This is a genomic window from Mesorhizobium newzealandense (assembly GCF_042682145.1).
Classification (GTDB): domain Bacteria; phylum Pseudomonadota; class Alphaproteobacteria; order Rhizobiales; family Rhizobiaceae; genus Mesorhizobium; species Mesorhizobium newzealandense.
This window is the reverse complement of record NZ_JBHUGZ010000017.1, coordinates 252756-272494: the sequence shown is the minus strand read 5'-3', so window position 1 is coordinate 272494 and position 19739 is coordinate 252756. Positions and strand designations below refer to the sequence as shown.

Genomic DNA, 19739 nt, shown 5'->3' with positions numbered 1-19739 from the left:
ATGGCCAAGGGGAATCACAAGAGGGTACGCGGCAAGCCGCAGATCCACAGCCTGCTGGAGCACTACCAGCCGATCGACGGTGTCGTCGACGAGATGGTCGACGCGTCAGGCAATCCCCGTCCGGTCTGGAAGCACTTCATCGAGGCACTCGACGAACTGGGGCCTGAAAAGCTCGGCCAGCGCTTCGCCCGCGCCGACCAGTATCTGCGCGACGCCGGCGTCTACTACCGCGTCTATGACAAGGCCGGCGCCAATGAGCGCGAATGGCCGCTGGCGCATGTTCCGGTTCTGATCGAAGAGAGCGAGTGGGCCGCGATCAGCGCCGGCCTCGTCCAGCGTGCCGAACTGTTCGAGGAAACCATCGCCGATATCTACGGCCCTAACCGGCTGGTCGAAAAGGGCATCCTGCCGGCGGGATTGATCGCGGCCAGCCCGGAATATTTGCGGCCCGTGGTCGGCACCCGGCCGGCCGGCGGCCATTTCCTGCATTTCTGCGCTTTCGAGCTCGGCCGCGGGCCTGACGGCCAGTGGTGGGTGCTGGGCGACCGCACCCAGGCGCCGTCGGGGGCCGGCTTTGCGCTGGAGAACCGCGTCGCGACCACGCGCGCGCTGTCCGACATCTATGGCGAGATGCATGTGCACCGCCTTGCCGGCTTCTTCCGCCGTTTTCGCGATGCGCTGATCGGCATGGCCAAGGAAACCGACGGCCGCGTCGCCATCCTGACGCCGGGGCCGCTCAACGAAACCTATTACGAACACGCCTATATCGCCCGCTATCTCGGCATCATGCTGCTCGAAGGCGAGGACCTGACCGTTTCCGGCGGCAGGCTGATGGTGCGCACGGTTTCCGGCCTGATGCCAATCAGCGTGTTGTGGCGGCGGCTCGACGCGGCCTTCGCCGATCCGCTCGAACTGCGCTCGGATTCGCAGATCGGCACGCCCGGCCTGGTCGAGGCGATCCGCCAGGGCGCGGTTGCGACCGTCAATGCGCTGGGCTCCGGCCTGATGGAAACACGCGCGCTGCTCGCCTTCCTGCCCAAGATTTCACGTGCCTTGCGGGGCGAGGAATTGCTGCTGCCGAGTGTCGCGACATGGTGGTGCGGCCAGGCGACGGAGCGTGCGCATGTGTTGGCCAACATCGACCGCATGGTGATCGGCCCGGCGCTGTCGACGAGACTTGCCTTCGAGGATGACGATTCGACGAAGCTCGGCTCGGCGCTGTCCGCCGGGGAGCGGGCGGAGTTGGTGGCGCGCATCGAAGGCGACGGCGGCGCCTTCGTCGGCCAGGAAGCGGTGACGCTTTCGACGACACCGGTCTATGTCGGCAGCTGGCTGGAGCCGCGGCCGGCGAGCCTGCGCGTCTATCTGGCGCGAACGCCCGAGGGCTGGACGGTGATGCCGGGCGGATTTGCCCGCGTCGGCCTGTCGCTCGATCCGACGGCTATCGCCATGCAGCGCGGCGGCCAGGCGGCTGACGTTTGGGTGGTCAGCGACCGGCCGGTGGAGCGCGAGACGCTGCTGCCGCAGGAAGGCGACAGTTTTACCCGCACCAGGCCGGGCAGCCTGCCCAGCCGTGCAGCGGAGAACCTGACCTGGCTCGGCCGCTACATCGAACGTTCGGAAGACACGGTGCGCATCCTGCGTGCCTATCATGTGCGGCTGGCCGAGACCTCCGATCCGGACATGCCGCTGCTCGCCGACATCAGGGATTATCTCGAACCGTTCGGCATCGATGTCGAGACGGCGATCCCGTCCGGGCTGATCGGCACGCTGGACAGCGCCGTCTACAGCGCCGGGCAGATCCGCGACCGCTTCTCACCCGATGGCTGGCTGGCGCTGAAGGACCTGTCGAAGACCATCCACCAGTTCGCAACGACGGTGGCGCCGGGCGACGACGCGACGCGGGCCATGACGGTCATCCTGCGCAAGCTCGCCGGCTTCTCCGGCCTGCTGCACGAGAATATGTACCGCTTCGCCGGCTGGCGTTTCCTCGAGATCGGCCGGCGGTTGGAGCGCGGTATCCAGATCGCCCGCACGCTGTCCCGGCTGACCAGTGCCAAGGCGCCGGACGGCGCACTCGACATGATGCTGGAGATCGGCGACAGCGTCATGACCCACCGCCGGCAATATCCGGTGCAGGCCGGCCGGCGCACGGTGATCGATCTTCTGGCGCTCGACCCGCTCAATCCGCGCTCGATCCTGTTCCAGCTCGAACGACTGAAGGCCGAGATCGGCCTGTTGCCTTCGCTTGGCGGCGAGGGGCATATGTCGCCGGCGGCGAAGGAGATCCTGCAGCTCAACACCCAGATCGCCATCAAGGAGCCTTCGGACATGACGGCAAAGGCACTGGACGATCTCGCCTATGAAATCGGCGGCCTCTACAACAGCCTCGCCAAAGCCTATTTCGGCTAAGCAGGTTCCGCAAAAGTGTCGCACGGTTTTGCGACAAGGACCTGCGCCAAGACAAGAAAAGTAGAGCATGCTTTACGACATCCGGCTCCATCTCCATTACGACTACGCCGCGGCGGCCGGCGGCGGCCGCCATCAGATCCGCGTGCTGCCATCGACGATTTCCGGCGTGCAGCGCGTCATCGCCGCGTCATTGTCCTTTGCGCCGGCGCCCAACGAACGTTCGGACTTTTCGGACTTCTTCGGCAACAACGTCACCTCGATCGCTTTTCGCGACGCGCATGACGCGCTCGACATAAGGATGAGCGCGCGCGTATCGGTGTCGCGGCCCGAGCCCGGGCTCGACGTGTCACCGGATATTGGCCGGCTCAGGCAGGAACTCGCTGCGGTGCGGTCGCTGGCGCCCGATACACCGCACCATTTCCTGACGGGCAGCACTCATGCCGGCCTCGATGATGTGATCACCCTCTATGCGCACGACAGTGTCGGCGGCTCGGCCGCCGACACGGCACTGGACCTGTGCAATCGCATCCATCGCGATTTCACCTATGACGGCGAGGCGACCACGGTGCGAACCCGGGCCAGCGATGCCTTCAAGCTGAGGCGCGGCGTCTGCCAGGATTTTTCGCACATCATGATCGCCGGCCTGCGCGGACTCGGCATCCCGGCCGGCTATGTCAGCGGCTTCCTGCGCACCATCCCGCCGAAGGGCAAGCCTCGGCTGGAAGGCGCCGATGCCATGCATGCCTGGGTCAAGGTCTGGTGCGGGCGCGACGCCGGCTGGCAGGAATTCGATCCGACCAACGGCATGCGGGCAAGCAACGACCACATCACCGTCGGCCACGGCCGCGACTATTCGGACGTGGCGCCGATCGTCGGCGTGCTCAAGACCACCGGCGGACAGGTCGGCGAGCAGGCTGTCGACGTCATTCCTGTCGTGCTCGAAAAGGCGTGAAGGCAGGCCGGGCGTCATCGTCGCCGCAGGCTTTTCGGACGGGGTGTGGAACCAGCAATCGGCCCGCAGCTTATCTACGGATATTTGCGTGGAGCAGACATGCTGCAAAAATCCGGATTGTCGCACAGCCGATCGGCTGACGAAGACGCTGTGCCGAAGAACGCGGTGCCGAAGAACCAGGCGCAAAGCTCTGCCGATCATGCCTCGCTTAGCTATGTCAGCGATGCCGAGCCCGGTATCCGCCGGCTGAAGGCCGGCAAGGGGTTTTCCTACAAGGGGCAGGACGGGCGGGCAGTTCCGGATGCCGTGAGGGCGCGCATCGAGGCGATCGTCATTCCGCCGGCCTGGACGGATGTGTGGATTTCGGCCGACGCCGACGGTCACATCCAGGCAACCGGCAGGGACCAGCGCGGCCGCAAGCAATACCGCTACCATCCGCAATGGGCCGAAGAACGCGACGGTGCCAAATATTCGAGCCTTGTCGCCTTTGCCGAAAGCCTGCCGGACCTGCGGCGCAGGATAGACGGTGATCTGCGCCGCCACGGCCTGCCGCTCGAGCGCGTCGTCGCCGCCGTCGTCTGGCTGCTCGACAACACGATGATCCGCGTCGGCAATGCCGCCTACGCCCGCGACAACAAGAGCTTCGGACTGACCACGCTGCGCGACCGCCATGTCGATATTTCGGGCTCGAGCCTGCGTTTTGCCTTCAAGGGCAAGTCCGGCAAGGAATGGAAACTGAAGCTGGTCGACCGCCGCATCGCCGGCATTGTCCGGGGTGCGCAGGACTTGCCGGGCCAGAAGCTGTTCCAGTATCTCGACGACGATGGCAACAGGCGGCCGGTCCGTTCCGAGGACGTCAACTGCTATATCCGCGAGGCCGTTGGCGATGCGTTCAGCTCCAAGCATTTCCGCACCTGGGGCGGCACCATCCGTGCGGCGTCGCTGTTTGCACAGACGGAATTGCCGGAAAGCCAGGCGCAGCAAAGGCGGGTGATGAACGGCGTCATCGACAAGGTCGCCGAGCGGCTGGGCAACACACGTGCCGTCTGCCGCAAATGCTATATCCATCCGCAGGTCTTCGAAGCCTGGTCGCAAGGACGATTGCTCGATGAAATGGCGCAAGCCAACAAGCGCAAGCGCCGGGTAGACGGTCTCGATGGCGAGGAAGCCCTCGTGCTGAGATGGCTGAAGACGCGCGAAAGCTGACTGGCGGTAAGGGGCGATTGCCAAATGCGGGGCATCGGGATTTTTTTATCGACGTCGTGTCGGGATCGGTCTTACTGTTTCGTCCTTTGACAGAGAAAAGGACCAACCATGCTCTACGCGATCCTCTGCTATGCTTCCGAAGACGTCGTCAGCTCGTGGAGCAAGGCGCAGGACGACGAAGTCATGGCCAATCTCCTCGACGTCCAGGACAAGTATGCCAAGGCCGGCCGGCTTGGCCCGGTGGCGCGGCTGTTGCCGACCACGGCGGCAACGACGCTGAGAAAGGTCAAGGGCGAAGCGGTCGTCATCGACGGACCGTTCGCCGAGACCAAGGAGCAGTTCCTCGGCTTCTACACGCTCGAATGCGCCGATCTCGATGAGGCCGTCGAGTTCGCGCGCGAGCTCTCCGAGGTCAATCCGAGCGGCGGCTCCTATGAAATCCGGCCGGTCTCGGTCTTCAATCCCACCAAGGTTGCCGTATGACCGACCTCGCTTGGATCAGCTCGGCCATCAGCGTCGCCCGCCCGCAGGCGATGGGCGCGCTGCTGCGCTATTTCCGCGATCTCGATACGGCGGAGGAAGCTTTCCAGGATGCGTGTCTCAGGGCCCTGAAGAACTGGCCGCAGAACGGGCCGCCGCGCGACCCGGCGGCCTGGCTGATCTTTGTCGGCCGCAACAGCGGCATCGATGCGGTGCGCAAGCGCGCCAAGCAGGCGCCGATGCCGGAGGAAGACCAGATCTCCGACCTGGAAGATGCCGAGAGCGATATCGCCGAGCGGCTGGACGGGGCACATTACCGCGACGACATTTTGCGGCTGCTGTTCATCTGTTGCCATCCCGATCTGCCGCCGACGCAGCAGATCGCGGTGGCGCTGCGCATCGTCTCGGGCCTCACCGTCAAGCAGATCGCGCGCGCCTTCCTGGTCGGCGAAAGCGCCATGGAACAGCGCATCACCCGCGCCAAGGCGCGCATTGCCGAAGCCGGTGTGCCGTTCGAGACGCCGGGCGCGGTCGAGCGGTCGGAACGGCTCGCCGCTGTCGCCGCCATGGTCTACCTGATCTTCAACGAGGGCTATTCGACCAACAGCGGCGAGGCGCCAGCCCGCGCGCCGCTGTGCGAGGAGGCGATCCGGCTGGCGCGGCTGTTGCTGCGGCTGTTCCAGACCGAGCCGGAGATCATGGGGCTGGCGGCGCTGTTGCTGCTGCAGCATGCGCGCGCGCCGGCCCGCTTCGACGCAGACGGCGAGATCGTGCTGCTCGAGGATCAGGATCGCGGTCTGTGGAGCCGCAAGATGATCGACGAGGGGCTGGCGCTGGTCGACAAGGCGCTGCGCCATCGCAAGCCCGGCCCCTATCAGGTGCAAGCGGCGATTGCCGCGCTGCATGCACGGGCCGAGAAGGCCGAGGACACCGACTGGGTGGAGATCGACCTGCTCTATGGCCTGCTCGAACAGATGCAGCCGTCGCCGGTGGTCACGCTCAACCGCGCCGTCGCGGTCTCGAAGGTGCGCGGACCGGCAGAGGCGCTTGCCATGATCGAGCCGCTCGAACAGAGGCTTTCCGGCTATTTCCACTTCTTCGGTCTCAAGGGTGGCCTTTTGATGCAGCTTGACCGGGGCGAGGAGGCGCGTGTCGCCTTCGACCGTGCCATCGCACTGGCCAATACGGCGGCGGAAGCCGCCCATATCCGCATGCATATCGACCGGCTGATGAAAGACGGTGCCGTACGGGGACCTGCCCGCACGGCGAAATGATTGAATTGCGGTCTGGTTCAACGGTCTGCGCTCGGCTTGGACCATGCCGGGGTGGCGATTTTCCCCTGAAACGAGTAAGGCCACGCCATGACAGTGCCTGAAGTGCCTTTCGGCACGCGGGCGACATGGCGCTACCCCGAGCCCAATGATGGCGACGGGATCTGAAAGGGACAAAAATGACGATAGCGAAGGAAACGGCCGAACTCCTGGCGAAACTGGGTGTGGCCAAGGACGCGCTTGTCGGCGGCGACCTCATCGTGCGCAGCCCGGTGACGGGCGAGCAGATCGCGGCGCTGAAGACGATCTCGCCGGCAGACGCGGCCAAGACCATCGATGCCGCGCACCAGGCGTTCCAGGCTTGGCGCATGGTGCCGGGCCCGAGGCGTGGCGAGTTGGTGCGGCTGCTCGGCGAGGAGCTGCGTATACACAAGGCCGAGCTTGGCCGGCTGGTCTCGATCGAGGTCGGCAAGATCCCGTCCGAAGGGCTCGGCGAAGTGCAGGAGATGATCGACATCTGCGATTTCGCCGTCGGCCTCTCCCGGCAATTGTACGGCCTGACCATCGCCACCGAACGCCCGGGCCATCGCATGATGGAAACCTGGCATCCGCTTGGCGTCGTCGGCGTCATTTCCGCCTTCAACTTCCCGGTCGCGGTGTGGTCGTGGAATGCCGCCTTGGCGCTGGTCTGCGGCGACGCGGTGGTGTGGAAGCCGTCTGAGAAGACGCCGCTGACGGCGCTCGCCTGCGAAGCGATCTTTGCCCGCGCGGTAAAGCGTTTCGGTACGGACGCGCCGCAGGGCCTGGCGCCGGTGCTGATCGGTGACCGCGCCGTTGGCGAGATCCTGGTCGATCACCCCAAGGTGCCGCTGGTATCGGCCACCGGCTCGACCCGCATGGGCCGCGACGTTGGCCCGCGCCTGGCCAAGCGCTTTGCCCGCGCGGTGCTCGAACTCGGCGGCAACAATGCCGGCATCGTCTGCCCGACCGCCGATCTCGACATGGCGCTGCGTGCCATCGCCTTCGGCGCCATGGGCACGGCCGGCCAGCGCTGCACGACGCTGCGGCGCCTGTTCGTGCATGACAGCGTCTATGAAGCTTTGCTGCCGCGGCTGAAGAAGGCCTATGAGAGTGTCTCGGTCGGCAATCCGCTGGAGACCTCTTCGCTGGTTGGGCCGCTGATCGACAAGACTGCCTTCGACGCCATGCAGAAGGCGCTGAAGGAGGCGGGTTCACATGGCGGCAAGGTGACCGGCGGTACGCGAGTCGAGAACGGCCATCCCGATGCCTACTACGTACATCCGGCGCTGGTCGAAATGCCCAAGCAGGTGGCCCCTGTCACGGAAGAGACCTTCGCGCCGATCCTCTACGTGATGAAATATTCGGATTTCGACGCCGTGCTCGAAGAGCACAATGCGGTCGGCGCCGGCTTGTCGTCGTCGATCTTCACCCGCGATCTGCAGGAATCCGAGCGCTTCCTCGGTGTCGACGGTTCGGACTGCGGCATTGCCAATGTCAACATCGGCACGTCGGGTGCCGAGATCGGCGGTGCCTTCGGCGGCGAAAAGGAAACCGGCGGCGGCCGCGAGAGCGGCTCCGATGCGTGGAAGGCCTATATGCGGCGCGCCACCAACACAGTGAACTATTCCAAGGCGCTGCCGCTGGCGCAGGGCGTCTCGTTCGACATCGACTGAGGGAATCCGCTTTGCGGCATCGCCCGCACGGGGGATGCCGCTCCAATTATCCGCCTGCCGGCGAGCCAAAGGTCTCGACGAAGGCGGCATCGATGATGGCCAGCTTCACGGCCTGGGCGGTCATGTATTCGCGATAGAAATCGGCCGACACCCACATCGCCGAATTGCCGCGTTGGCCGACCCAGCCAATGCTGCCGAGGTCCTCGGCATCGCGCAGCTTGCGCCCCAGATGGGTTCGCGACAGCTTGAGCCATTTGGCGAAATCGCCGATCGAGACGATGCCGGTCGGGATTTGAGCCAGGCCGGCATGGTCGGGATCGACGCCCGATATCAGCCAGTCCATGACGACGCCGCCATTGTTGAGCCAAGTGAACAGGGAAAAGGTCTGCTTGGGCTCGCGGACGGGACTGGACGAAACCAGGCCGTCGGCCACCAGCGGCTGCACCCTGGCGAGCGCATCGGGCTTCTCCAGGAACGTCGCCAGACGGTTCGCGCCGTCGAGGCTGTCCAGCGTCTGCAGATGCGCCGTCATCCAGCCGGCAAGCACATCCAGCGTGTTCACCGTGGGTTGTATGGGGCGGATGCGGCCGTCCTGTGTCGCCGGCAGGTATTCGGTGAAATTGTAATGCAGCATTTCCTTGATGAAGGCGTCGGCGGTGTTGCGGCTGGCGACGGAATTCTGGCGGATCACGTCGATGAAACGCGCCGCCGTGAGTTGCTTGCGGTAATCGTCGGGCTCCCGCCTGAAATGCAGGGCAAGACCGATATGCGCCATCAGCCAACGCTGCTGGGTGGCAAACACCGAGGCAAGCCGGGGGCTCATCGCGTAGGCCTGGATCAGCGCCTGCGCCTGGGCACGGACACAGCGATACAATGCCGGGGGGGCCGGCAATAAGCTCCAAGGTCAGTGACATTCTCCCCCAGCTCCGATTCAGCCTTGCGGCTGCGAAGACCCAAGCCACATTTTCAGCCTTCCGCTTTGGTGTCCAGACGCAGTCCGCCGATGCCGGTTCACAGCATTGTGCGTTTGCTCCATGTCGACGATTAGCCGAGGCAGGTCTAAAGCGCGTCGCGTGTGAACGGATTCAAGCGACGCGCTTTAGGTCTTTGATTTTATGCATGTCGTTGCCCCAAACCGGGGCCACTTTTGGGCAACATGCATTATATCACGGCACGGGATCAGCGGGCCGCTGATTGCGGAAAACAGGCGTCGAAAGCGGCGTCCACAATGGCGAGCTTGGCGGCCTGGACGGTCATGTACTCCTGGTAGAACGTCTTCGACACCCACATCACCGAATGGCCACGCTGGCCGAGCCAGCCGATGCTGCCGAGATTTTCGGCCGCGCGCAGCTTGCGGGCAAGATGGGTCCGCGACAGCTTGAGCCATCTGGCGAAGTCTCCGATTGAAACCACGCTGGTTGGAATCCGGTCCAGACCGGCATGATCGGGGTCGATGCCCGACATCAGCCAGTCCATGACGATGCCGCCATTGTTGAGCCAGATGAACAGGGAAAAGGTCTGGTTGGGTTCGCGCACCGGCTTGGAGGAAAGCAGCCCGTCCGCCACCAGAGGCTGCAGCCTGGCAACCATCTCGGGCCGCTCCAGGAACCTGGCCAGCCGATCGGCACCGTCGAGCTGATCCAGCGTCTGCAGATGGGCAAGGACCCAACCGGTGAACGTCTGCACCGTGACCGCCGTCGGCTGCAGGGGGTGCGTGCGGCCGTCGCCGCCCGACACATACTCGGCGACGTGGTAGTGCAGCATCTCCTTGATGAAAGCGTCGGCCGTGTTGCGGCTGGCCACCGCGTGCTGATGCACGACCTCGATGAAACGCGACACCGTCAGTTCCTTGCTGCGGTCGTGCGGGTCACGCCTGAAATGCATGGCAAGGCCGACATGGCCCATCAGCCAACGCTGCTGCGTGGCGAAAATGGAAGCCAGCCGCGGGCTCTCTTCATAGATGCGGATCAGCGCCAGCGACTGTGCCTGAACATAGCGATGCAGGGCGGGATGGCCGGCAATGTCTTCCAGATTCAGCACATCCTCCTTGTGTTCCGAGCGAGCCTCTGCAACCCAGACGACGTAACCACATTTTCAGCCTTCGCCGCTTGTGTCCAGACGTTCCAACCCGGTCCACCGCCCGAAGAGACCAAGCAAGAGTCGGGCAGCATGCCGCCAACTATTTGCAATGACCTGGACGACGGTGCCGGACATACCGCTGAAGATTTCGATGATCACGCCGAGCGCGCAAGCGAGGCTCGTATCGGAAAAGCCGGCGCCTCCGAAATCGCCGGAAGGCGCCGTGCGATCATTGTCAGCCTGCGTCAGCCGTTGGGATAATAGCCGCCATCGGCGCCGTCGCCGATGTAGAAGCCGCCGCCTGAATCGTCTTGCAGCCGCTGGTCCAGGTCCTCAATCTGGCTGAGCAAACCCTGGTATGCGCCGTCGCCCGTGGCCGAGCGATGGATGGCGTTGGCCCTCATCATCAGATCGTGCTCCTGCTCGGGGGTAATCGCCTTTGCCTCCCTTGCCTCGACGATCCCTTGCTTGACGCCCTGCAACTGATCCAGGACCGCTCTCGCCTCAACGGACATGGCCTGTGGTTCGGCCCTGTGGCGGTGTACCGCGTATGCACTCGACAACGGCACCGCCGCCAGAAGCGATGCGATTGCTATGATCCTTGGTGTAAAATTGCGCATGGTCGCGCCTCCCTTCAACGGGAAAAGCGGTTTGGATATCGCTTTCCGAACGCGGACAATCTGCTCCCGTCGCGTCGCGATGATCCTGTCATCGCCGGCGGTTCGTAGCCCGCGATGTTGATATAGAGGCGTCCCAAGCCCAGGCATGGCAAGGAACGGAAAGTTGACAGGTTGTGATCGCAGAAAGAGAAGATTCGGACTCTCTGCTTCGGCCGGTCGCCCCAATCAGCTGAGCGCCAATGCGCATTTGCCAGCGTCCGATGCCACCTCATTCTCCCGGCTGTGCACTTGGCTGCCAAGGGTGCCATGCCCGCGACCGCAGCCTCTGGCACCAACGGCCGAAGCGGTCGACATAGATGTAGATGACCGGCGTCGTGTAGAGGGTCAGGATCTGGCTCAGGATCAAGCCGCCGACGATGGCGATGCCGAGCGGCTGGCGCAGCTCGCTGCCTTCACCAAGGCCGATGGCAAGCGGCACGGCGCCAAACAGCGCTGCCATGGTCGTCATCATGATCGGGCGAAAGCGCAGCAGGCACGCCTGGTAGATGGCGTCGTGCGCCGACTTGTTCTCGTTGCGTTCGGCGGCCAGCGCGAAGTCGATCATCATGATCGCATTCTTCTTGACGATGCCGATCAGGAGGATGATGCCGATCAGCGCCATGATGCTGAACTCGATGCCGAAGGCCGACAGTGCCAGCAGCGCGCCGACGCCGGCCGAGGGCAGAGTGGAGAGAATGGTCAGCGGGTGGGCGTAGCTCTCGTAGAGAATGCCGAGCACGACATAGACGGCGATAAGCGCGGCAAGGATCAGCAGCGGCTGGTCGGAAAGCGAATCCTGGAACACCCGGGCCGTGCCCTGGAAACTGCCGTGGATGGTAGCCGGCATGCCGATGCGGTCCGCCGCCGCGTTGATGGCCGCGACCCCGTCGCTGAGGGCGACGCCGGGCGCCAGGTTGAACGAAAGCGTAGTGGCGACGAACAGACCCTGGTGGTTGACCGACAGCGGCGTGCTGCCGGGGCCGTAATGCGCGACGGCCGACAGCGGCACCATGGTCTCGGCTCCGGTGCTGACCGCCGAGCCGGTCGAGGCCGCCGTCCTGCCGGTGCTGGTGATGGAATTGTTGGCCTGGTTGCGCGCGGCGTTGGCGGCGACCGACTGGGCGCTGGTGGATTGGCCGGGCGCGACGAATGTGCCGGCCACCGCATTGCTTGCCTGCGAACCATGCACCGAGCCGCCCGACGTGCTGACATAGACCTTCTGCAGCGCGTCCGGGTTCTGCCAGTATTGCGGTGCCACTTCCATGATGACGTGGTACTGGTTGCGCGCCACATAGATGGTGGACACCTGCCGCTGGCCGAAGGCGTCATAGAGCGTGTTGTCGATCTGGCTGGCGGTGATGCCGAGACGTGTCGCCGTATCGCGGTCGATGGTTATGTCGGCTTCCAGGCCCTTGTTCTGCTGGTCGCTGTTGACGTCGGTGAGCTTGGGTTCCGTTTGCAGCGCGGCGGCGAGCTTCGGCGCCCATTCGGCGAGTTCGTCGAAACTGTCGCCCTGCAAGGTGTATTGGTACTGGGCGTTCGACTGGCGCCCACCGACGCGGATATCCTGCACCGCCTGCAGGAAGAGCGTGGCGCCCGGCACTACCGCCAGTTTGGGCCGCAGCCTGGCGATGACCTGGTCGGCGGAGATCTTGCGCTCTGCCAGCGGCTTCAGCGACACGAACATGTAGCCAGAATTGGTCTGGCCGCCGCCGGTGGCGCCGACCGCGGTGTCGACGGCCGGATCCTTGCTGACGATGCCGGCGAACTGGCTGAGCTTCTGCGACATCGACTGGAAGGAGGTCGCCTGGTCGGCCTGGATCGAGCCGGTCAGTCGTCCGGTGTCCTGCTGCGGAAAGAAACCCTTGGGGATGGTGACATAGAGGTAGCCATTGAGACACAGAGTTGCCGCCAGCACGGCCATGACCAGCAGCGAATGGTCGAGCGCCCAGGACAGCGACCGGCGGTAGCCGGCCAGCATGCCGTCGAAGACGCGCTCGCTGAAGCGGTAGAGCCGGCCATGGGTGCGGTTCCGTTCGTCCAGCAGGATCGAGCACATCATCGGGGTGGTGGTCAGCGAAATGGCGAGCGAGACCAGGATCGCGGCCGACAGCGTGATGGCGAATTCACGAAACAGCCGTCCGACGATGCCGCCCATGAGCAGGATCGGGATGAAGACGGCGATCAGCGACAGGCTCATCGACAGCACGGTGAAGCCGACCTCCTGGGAGCCCTTGATCGCGGCCTCCACGCGGCCCATGCCGGAAGCGGTGTGGCGGGCGATGTTCTCCAGCACCACGATAGCGTCGTCGACGACGAAGCCGGTGGCCACCGTCATCGCCATCAGCGACAGATTGTCGATGCTGAAGCCGAGCAGGTACATGGCGCCCAGCGTGCCGACCAGGGATACGGGTACGGCCACGATCGGCACCAGTGCCGAGCGCACGTCGCGCAGGAAGGCGAAGACGACGAGGATCACCAGGCCTATGGCGATCATCAGTGTCTGCGCGACCTCGCTCAGCGAAGCGCGGATGGTGGTCGAACGGTCGACCGCCAGCGACAGGTCGATGGCCGGCGAGATCGAGGCCCGCAGCGTCGGCAGCAGCGCCTTCACCCGGTCCACCGTCGCGATGATGTTGGCGTTGGGCGACCGGTTGAGGACGATCAGCACCCCCGGCTTCCCGTTGGCGAGACCGGCATTGCGGATGTTCTCGACGGAATCATTGACCTGGCCGACGTCCGAAAGCCTGACCGGCGCGCCGTTGCGGTAGGCGAGGATCAGCGAACGGTAGGCATCCGCCCGGTTGGCCTGATCATTGGCGTAGATCTGATAACGCTGCGGGCCGACATCGATGGCGCCCTTGGGGCTGTGGGCGTTGGTCGAGGTGAGGGCGGCGCGCACATCCTCCAGCCCGATGCCGTAATTGTAGAGCGCCTGCGGATTGAGCTCGACGCGCACCGCCGGCAGCGAACTGCCGCCCACCGACACCTCGCCAATGCCGTCGACCTGCGAGAGTTTCTGCGCCAGCACGGTGCTGGCGGCATCGAAGAGCTGGCCCTTTGACAGGGTGTCCGATGTCATCGACAGGGTGAGGATCGGGGCGTCGGCGGGATTGACCTTGCGATAGGTGGGGTTGGAGCGCAGGCTGGACGGCAGGTCGGCGCGCGCGGCGTTGATCGCCGCCTGGACGTCGCGCGCGGCGCCGTCGATGTCGCGGTCCAGCCCGAACTGCAAGGTGATGCGCGCGCTGCCGACGCTGCTCGACGAGGTCATCTCATTGACGTCGGCGATCTCGCCGAGATGCCGCTCGAGCGGGCTGGCGACGGTGTTGGCCACCACCTGCGGGCTGGCGCCCGGCAGCGAGGCCTGCACCGATATAACGGGGTAGTCGACCGCCGGCAGTGGCGCCACCGGCAATTGCGGAAACGCCACCAGCGCGGCCGCCAGCAGCCCGAAGGTCAGCAAGGTCGTTGCGACCGGGCGCCGGATGAAGGGAACCGACAGGTTCATGAGGTGGTGTCCGCACCATAGGCACGGGGAAGGTCGGGCTGCGTGCCTTGCAGCCGGGCGGCAATGCGATCGAACCAGAGGTAGATGACCGGCGTGGTGAACAAAGTCAGCAACTGGCTGACGAGCAGGCCGCCGACGATGGTGACGCCGAGGGGATGGCGCAGTTCGGAGCCGACGCCGGTGCCGAGCATCAGCGGCAGTGCGCCCAGCATCGCCGCCAGTGTCGTCATCAGGATCGGGCGGAAACGCAGCAGGCAGGCCTGGTAGATGGCCTCGCGCGGCGCCTTGCCTTCGTTGCGCTGCGCATCGAGCGCGAAGTCGATCATCATGATGGCGTTCTTCTTGACGACACCGATCAGGAGGATGATGCCGATGATCGAGATGATGGTCAGGTCCTCGCCGGCGATCATCAGCGCCAGCAGCGCGCCGATGCCAGCCGAAGGCAGTGTCGACAGGATGGTGATCGGGTGGATGAAGCTTTCATAGAGCACGCCGAGCACGATGTAGACGGTGATCACCGCCGCAAGGATCAGGAACAGCGTGTTGTCGAGCGAAGCCTGGAAGGCGCGCGCCGCGCCCTGGAAACTGGTGATGACGCTGAGCGGCATGCCGATCTCGCTTTGCGCCTGCTGGATCGCGCCGACCGCTTCGCCCAGCGACATTCCGGGCGCCAGGTTGAACGAGACGGTGGTGGCGGGGAATTGCCCCATATGGGTGATCTGCAGCGGCGTGGTGGCGACATGGGTGCTTGCCACCACCGACAGCGGCACCGGTGCGCCACCTGTCGACGACGGCAGATAGACGGACGAGAGCGCCTTGAGCGAATCCTGTTCGGAGGGGGCGGCCTCGAGGATGACGCGGTACTGGCTGGATGTGGTGTAGATGGTCGAGACCATGCGCTGGCCGAAAGCATCGTAGAGCGCGTTGTCGACGGTTGCCGGCGTGATGCCGAAGCGGGCAGCCTGGTCGCGGTCGATGTCGACAAAGACGGCAAGGCCGCTGTTTGACAGGTCGCTGGCGACATCGGCGAGCTGCGGCAGCGTGTTCAGCCTGGCAAGCAGCTTCGGCGTCCATTGCGCCAGTTCGTCGGCATTGGCGTCCTGCAGCACGAATTGATACTGCGTGCGGCTGACCGTGCCGTCGATGGTCAGGTCCTGCACCGGCTGCATGTAGAGCGTGACGCCCGCTACCGAAGCGGCCTCCTGTTTCAGCCGCGCGACGACCTCGGTGATGTCGGCGGTGCGCTCCTCATGCGGCTTGAGGTTGATCAGGATGCGGCCGACATTGAGCGTGGTGTTGGTGCCGTCGACGCCGATGAAGGACGACAGGCTGTCGACATCGGGGTCTTTCAGGATGATCGCCGCCAGCGCCTGCTGCCGCTCGGCCATCGAAGCGTAGGACACCGATTGCGGCGCCTCGGTGATCGCCTGGATGACGCCGGTATCCTGCACCGGGAAGAACCCCTTGGGGATGACCACGTAGAGTGCCGCCGTCAGCACCAGCGTGGCGGCCGCCACCAGCAGCATCAGCATCTGCCGGTCGAGCACCCAGCTCAGTGCGTGGCCGTAGCCTCGGATCACCCAGTCGAAGAAGTCGCGGCTGGCGCGCTGCAGGGCGTTCTCGCGCACCGCCGACAACGGCTTGAGCAGCTTGGCGCAAGCCATCGGCACCAGCGTCAGCGACACCACGGCGGAAATCAGGATGGTGGTGGCGAGCGTGATGGAAAATTCGCGGAACAGCCTGCCGACGACATCGCTCATGAACAGCAGCGGGATCAGCACCGCGATCAGTGAAACGGTCAGCGATATGATGGTGAAGCCGATCTGCTGCGATCCCTTCAGCGCCGCCTGTAGCGGTGTGGCACCCTCCTCGACATAGCGCGCGATGTTCTCGATGACGACGATGGCGTCATCGACGACGAAGCCGGTGGCGATGGTGAGCGCCATCAGCGAAAGATTGTCGAGGCTGAAGCCGAACAGATACATCACCCCCAGCGTGCCGACCAGCGACAGGGGCACCGAGAGGCTCGGGATGAGCGTCGCGCGCGCGCTGCGCAAGAAGACGAAAATGACCAGCACGACGAGGATGATCGCCAGTGTGAGTTCGTACTCGACATCGCGCACGGACGCGCGAATGGTCGTGGTGCGGTCGGTCAACACCTTGACGTTGACGGCGCTCGGCAGCGACGCCTGCAATTGCGGCAGCAGCGCCTTGATGCGGTCGACCACCTCGATGACGTTGGCGCCGGGCTGGCGCTGGATGTTGACGATGATCGCCGGCGTGCTGTTCATCCAGGCCGCCAGCCTGTTGTTCTCGGTGGCGTCGACCACCGTGGCCACATCGCTCAGCCGCACCGGGGCGCCGTCCTTGTAGGCGACGATCAGCGAACGGTATTCGTCGGCGCTCTTCAACTGGTCGTTGGCGTTGATGGTGTAGGACCGCGACGGCCCGTCGAAATTGCCCTTCGGCGTGTTGACGTTGGCGCTGCCCAGCGTGGTGCGCAGATCGTCGAGATTGAGGCCATAGGCGGCGAGCTTGCGCGGATCGGCCTGAACGCGCACGGCCGGGCGCTGACCGCCGCTGAGGCTGACGAGACCGACGCCCGCCAGTTGCGAGATCTTCTGCGCCAGCCTCGTGTCGGCCAGCTGCTGCACGTCGCGCAGCGGCATCGTGTCCGACGTCAGGCCGAGCGTCAGCACCGGCGCGTCGGCCGGATTGACCTTGGCGTAGATCGGCGGCGCCGGCAGATCGGCCGGCAGCAGATTGCCGGCGGCGTTGATGGCCGCCTGTACCTCCTGCTCGGCGACATCGAGCGAGATCGCCAGGCTGAACTGCAGCGTGATGACGGAGGAGCCGGCCGAACTCACGGAATTCATCTGGTTCAGGTTGGCGATCTGCCCGAGCTGGACTTCCAGAGGTGCTGTGACCGAGGACGTCATGACGTCCGGGCTCGCTCCCGGATAGAAGGTCTGCACCTGGATGGTCGGATAGTCGACCTCGGGCAGCGCCGAGACCGGCAAATAGCGGTACGCCAGCAGGCCGGACAACATGATCGCTACCATGAACAGCGATGTCGCCACCGGCCGGAGAATGAAGGCTCGCGACGGGCTCATTGCTGTTGCCCGGACTCCGCGTGGCGATGCTTGCGGCCCTGGCCCTTGTGCCTGCCGGTGTCGTCGGGCTTCGGTGTCTCGGATGCAGGCTGATCGGGTGACTGCACCTGTGGTTGAGGCGCTGCCCCTGCCGATGCAGGCGTTGATGCCTGAGGGGGTGTCTGTGCCGGAGCCTGTGTTTGGCCGTCCTGTTGCAGGTTGATATGCGCTCCGTCGCGAAGTTTGTCGGCGCCATCGACGACGACACGGTCGCCGGGGTTGAGGCCCGACAGGATCTCGACGTGCTCGCCATTGGTGACGCCAGGCGTGACTTTGCGCACGGAGACGGTGCTGTCGCGATTGACCAGATAAACGAAGGTGCCGGGCTGGCCGCGCTGTATCGAGGCGACCGGGGCGATCGCCACGTTCTTGTGCTCGTCCACCAGAAGCTCGACGTTGACGAACTGGTTCGGATAGAGAATGCGCGTTTCGTTGACGAAGCCCGCCCTCAGCTTGATGGTGCCAGTGCTTGGATCGATCTGGCTGTCAAAGGTTTCAAGCTGGCCGTCGGCGAGCTTCTTCTCGCCGGCGCGGTCGAAGGCGGTGGTGGGCAGCGTGGCGCCCTGCTGCATGCGCTGCGCGATCTCCGGCAATTCGTCCTCGGGCACGGTGAAGAGGACACTGATCGGCTGCACCCGGGTGATGACGACGATGCCATTGGCATCGCCCGGCGTCACGTAGTTGCCCTCATCCACCTGGCGCAGGCCGGCCCGTCCGTCGACCGGAGCCAGGATGCGGCAATTGTCGAGATTGAGCGTGGCGGTCTGAACCATGGCCTGGTCGACCTGGATGGAGCCGGCGTCCTGCGCGACAAGGGCGACCTGGGCGTCGAGCGTCTGATGCGTCGCAGCACCCTGGTTCACCAGTGTCTGGTCGCGGGCAAGATCGAGCTGGGCGTCCTTCAGCAAGGCCTGGTCGCGTGCCAGCTGCCCCTGGGCCTGGGCCAGCGCCGCCTGGTAGGGGCGGGGATCGATCTCGGCCAGCAGGTCGCCCTTGCTGACGTCCTGGCCCTCCTTGAAGTTCACCTGGACGAGCGGGCCGGTGACCTGCGGCTTGACCGTGACGGTGGAGAGCGAGGTCACCGTGCCAAGCGCGTTGAGGGTGACGTCTATCGTACCCTTCTCGATGGTCGCGGCGCCGATCGACATCGGCTGCGCGCCTCTCCTGTTGCCCGGCTGCCTGGCGGTGACCTCAGGGCGCTGGTACAGATACGCGCCGGTGGCGGCGACGACGGCAAGAAAGATCAGCCACGGAATCCAGCCGCGCGAACGGCGTCGTGCGACAATCGTCTGCAGAGGCATTTCCAGTTGCTGGTCCATGGTGGCATCTTTCACCCCCATCAACCCATATGGCCGAAACCGGCCCAAGTCGAATTAACAGTTGGACAGGTTTGACCGGCCTTGCCGGCCGGTCATTTGCCGCGGTTGCCGCTATCGCAACCCGGCAGCGGACGCCGGCTACATGCGCATCAACAGGCCGCCGTCGATGGCGAGTTCGATGCCGGTGATGTAGCTCGCCGCGTCGGAGAGCAGGAACAGTGCGGCGTTGGCCATGTCCTGCGGCGTGCCGATGCGGCCGAGCGGTGCGTAGCTCGCCACGGCCGAGCGCTTTTCCTCGGTGTCCCAGCGCGCCTGCAGCGGGGTCAGCGCCATACCGGGACAGATGGCGTTGGAGCGGATGCGCTCGCCGGCAAGCTGCATGGCCAGCGACTTGGAGAGCGCGCAGACGCCGGCCTTCGATGCCTGATAGGCGTCTTGCGGGTTGGCGTCGCCGCGATACCACTGGATGGTCGAGAAATGCACCATCGCGCCGCCACGGCCGCCCGAGCGCATATGCGGCACGACCGAGCGCGCGGTGTGCACGAAGGATTTCAAATTGATCCTGAGCACCTCGTCCCAGACGTCGAGATCCATCTCGAGAGCGGACTTGTCGCGGCCGAACCAGAGCACGCCGGCGACATTGGCCAGATAGTCGATGCCGCCGCGTTCGCGGCCCGCCGTGCCCACCGCCTGTTCGACGAACGCGGCGTCGGTGAGATCGCCCTGGGCGAAGGTGAGCCTGTCGTCATAGGCGGCGAGGGACGCCGGGCGAGGCTTGACGTCGATGGCGGTGACGGAGGCGCCGGCATCGAGCAGCGCCAGCGCGATCGCCTCGCCCATGCCGCCGCCGGCGCCGGCGACGACCGCATGCCTGCCGGTGAAATCGTAAGCGATCATCTGAACCCCCTGATGTGCTTCCGCCAATGCGCGATCGCCGGAAGCAGGCAGCGTTCGATGCCTGGCAGGCGTCGCACACCACCGGCTTCGAATGGCAGTGGTATTTC

At 65.0% G+C, this 19739-nt stretch carries 13 protein-coding genes and 1 pseudogene; 7 read left to right on the top strand and 7 right to left on the bottom strand.

Annotated features, from left to right (window positions below):
* The 6 genes from ACFSOZ_RS25580 to amaB all read left to right on the top strand — a co-directional run bounded on the left by ACFSOZ_RS25580 (position 1) and on the right by amaB (position 8015).
* On the top strand, positions 1–2412 hold the full coding sequence (locus tag ACFSOZ_RS25580; protein WP_379102449.1) for a circularly permuted type 2 ATP-grasp protein: 2412 nt from the start codon (positions 1–3) through the stop codon (positions 2410–2412).
* A gap of 67 nt (positions 2413–2479) precedes the next feature.
* Positions 2480–3364, top strand: coding sequence for a transglutaminase family protein (locus ACFSOZ_RS25575; protein WP_379102447.1), 885 nt, complete (start codon positions 2480–2482; stop codon positions 3362–3364).
* A 99-nt stretch (positions 3365–3463) separates the two neighbouring features.
* Entirely contained in the window at positions 3464–4570 is a 1107-nt protein-coding gene (locus tag ACFSOZ_RS25570; protein WP_379102445.1) for a DNA topoisomerase IB, read from the top strand.
* Between the two features lie 108 nt (positions 4571–4678).
* On the top strand, positions 4679–5053 hold the full coding sequence (locus ACFSOZ_RS25565) for a YciI family protein (protein WP_379102443.1): 375 nt from the start codon (positions 4679–4681) through the stop codon (positions 5051–5053).
* The gene (locus ACFSOZ_RS25560) at positions 5050–6324 is read left to right on the top strand and encodes an RNA polymerase sigma factor (protein ID WP_379102441.1); all 1275 of its coding nucleotides are present in this window, start codon (positions 5050–5052) and stop codon (positions 6322–6324) included. Before ACFSOZ_RS25565 ends, ACFSOZ_RS25560 begins: the two co-directional genes overlap by 4 nt.
* 176 nt (positions 6325–6500) lie before the next feature.
* Positions 6501–8015, top strand: coding sequence for an L-piperidine-6-carboxylate dehydrogenase (amaB, locus tag ACFSOZ_RS25555; RefSeq protein ID WP_379102439.1), 1515 nt, complete (start codon positions 6501–6503; stop codon positions 8013–8015).
* A gap of 46 nt (positions 8016–8061) precedes the next feature.
* Here amaB and ACFSOZ_RS25550 read toward each other — a convergent pair.
* Both ACFSOZ_RS25550 and ACFSOZ_RS25545 read right to left on the bottom strand, forming a co-directional pair.
* Positions 8062–8929, bottom strand: a pseudogene (locus tag ACFSOZ_RS25550) (hypothetical protein).
* 265 nt (positions 8930–9194) lie between these two features.
* Entirely contained in the window at positions 9195–10055 is an 861-nt protein-coding gene (locus tag ACFSOZ_RS25545) for a hypothetical protein (RefSeq protein ID WP_379102437.1), read from the bottom strand.
* On the opposite strand from ACFSOZ_RS25545, the gene ACFSOZ_RS25540 reads away from it, so the two are divergent.
* A complete protein-coding gene (locus ACFSOZ_RS25540; RefSeq protein ID WP_379102434.1) occupies positions 10026–10355 on the top strand; it encodes a hypothetical protein in 330 nt (109 codons plus the stop codon). The two genes, ACFSOZ_RS25545 and ACFSOZ_RS25540, sit on opposite strands and share 30 nt — an antisense overlap.
* Here ACFSOZ_RS25540 and ACFSOZ_RS25535 read toward each other — a convergent pair.
* From ACFSOZ_RS25535 to ACFSOZ_RS25515, 5 genes are all read right to left on the bottom strand, one after another.
* On the bottom strand, positions 10340–10609 hold the full coding sequence (locus ACFSOZ_RS25535; RefSeq protein ID WP_379102431.1) for a hypothetical protein: 270 nt from the start codon (positions 10607–10609) through the stop codon (positions 10340–10342). The genes ACFSOZ_RS25540 and ACFSOZ_RS25535 overlap by 16 nt on opposite strands.
* Before the next feature lie 373 nt (positions 10610–10982).
* Positions 10983–14264, bottom strand: a complete 3282-nt coding sequence (locus tag ACFSOZ_RS25530) for an efflux RND transporter permease subunit (protein ID WP_379102429.1) — start codon at positions 14262–14264, stop codon at positions 10983–10985.
* A complete protein-coding gene (locus tag ACFSOZ_RS25525; protein ID WP_379102427.1) occupies positions 14261–17377 on the bottom strand; it encodes an MdtB/MuxB family multidrug efflux RND transporter permease subunit in 3117 nt (1038 codons plus the stop codon). The genes ACFSOZ_RS25530 and ACFSOZ_RS25525 overlap by 4 nt, the downstream gene beginning before the upstream one ends.
* Positions 17374–18735, bottom strand: a complete 1362-nt coding sequence (locus ACFSOZ_RS25520) for an efflux RND transporter periplasmic adaptor subunit (RefSeq protein ID WP_379102425.1) — start codon at positions 18733–18735, stop codon at positions 17374–17376. The genes ACFSOZ_RS25525 and ACFSOZ_RS25520 overlap by 4 nt, the downstream gene beginning before the upstream one ends.
* Before the next feature lie 138 nt (positions 18736–18873).
* Positions 18874–19632 carry an SDR family NAD(P)-dependent oxidoreductase gene (locus ACFSOZ_RS25515; protein ID WP_379102424.1) on the bottom strand — a complete coding sequence of 253 codons (759 nt, stop codon included), beginning with the start codon at positions 19630–19632 and terminating at the stop codon, positions 18874–18876.
* Between the last annotated feature and the right edge of the window lie 107 nt (positions 19633–19739).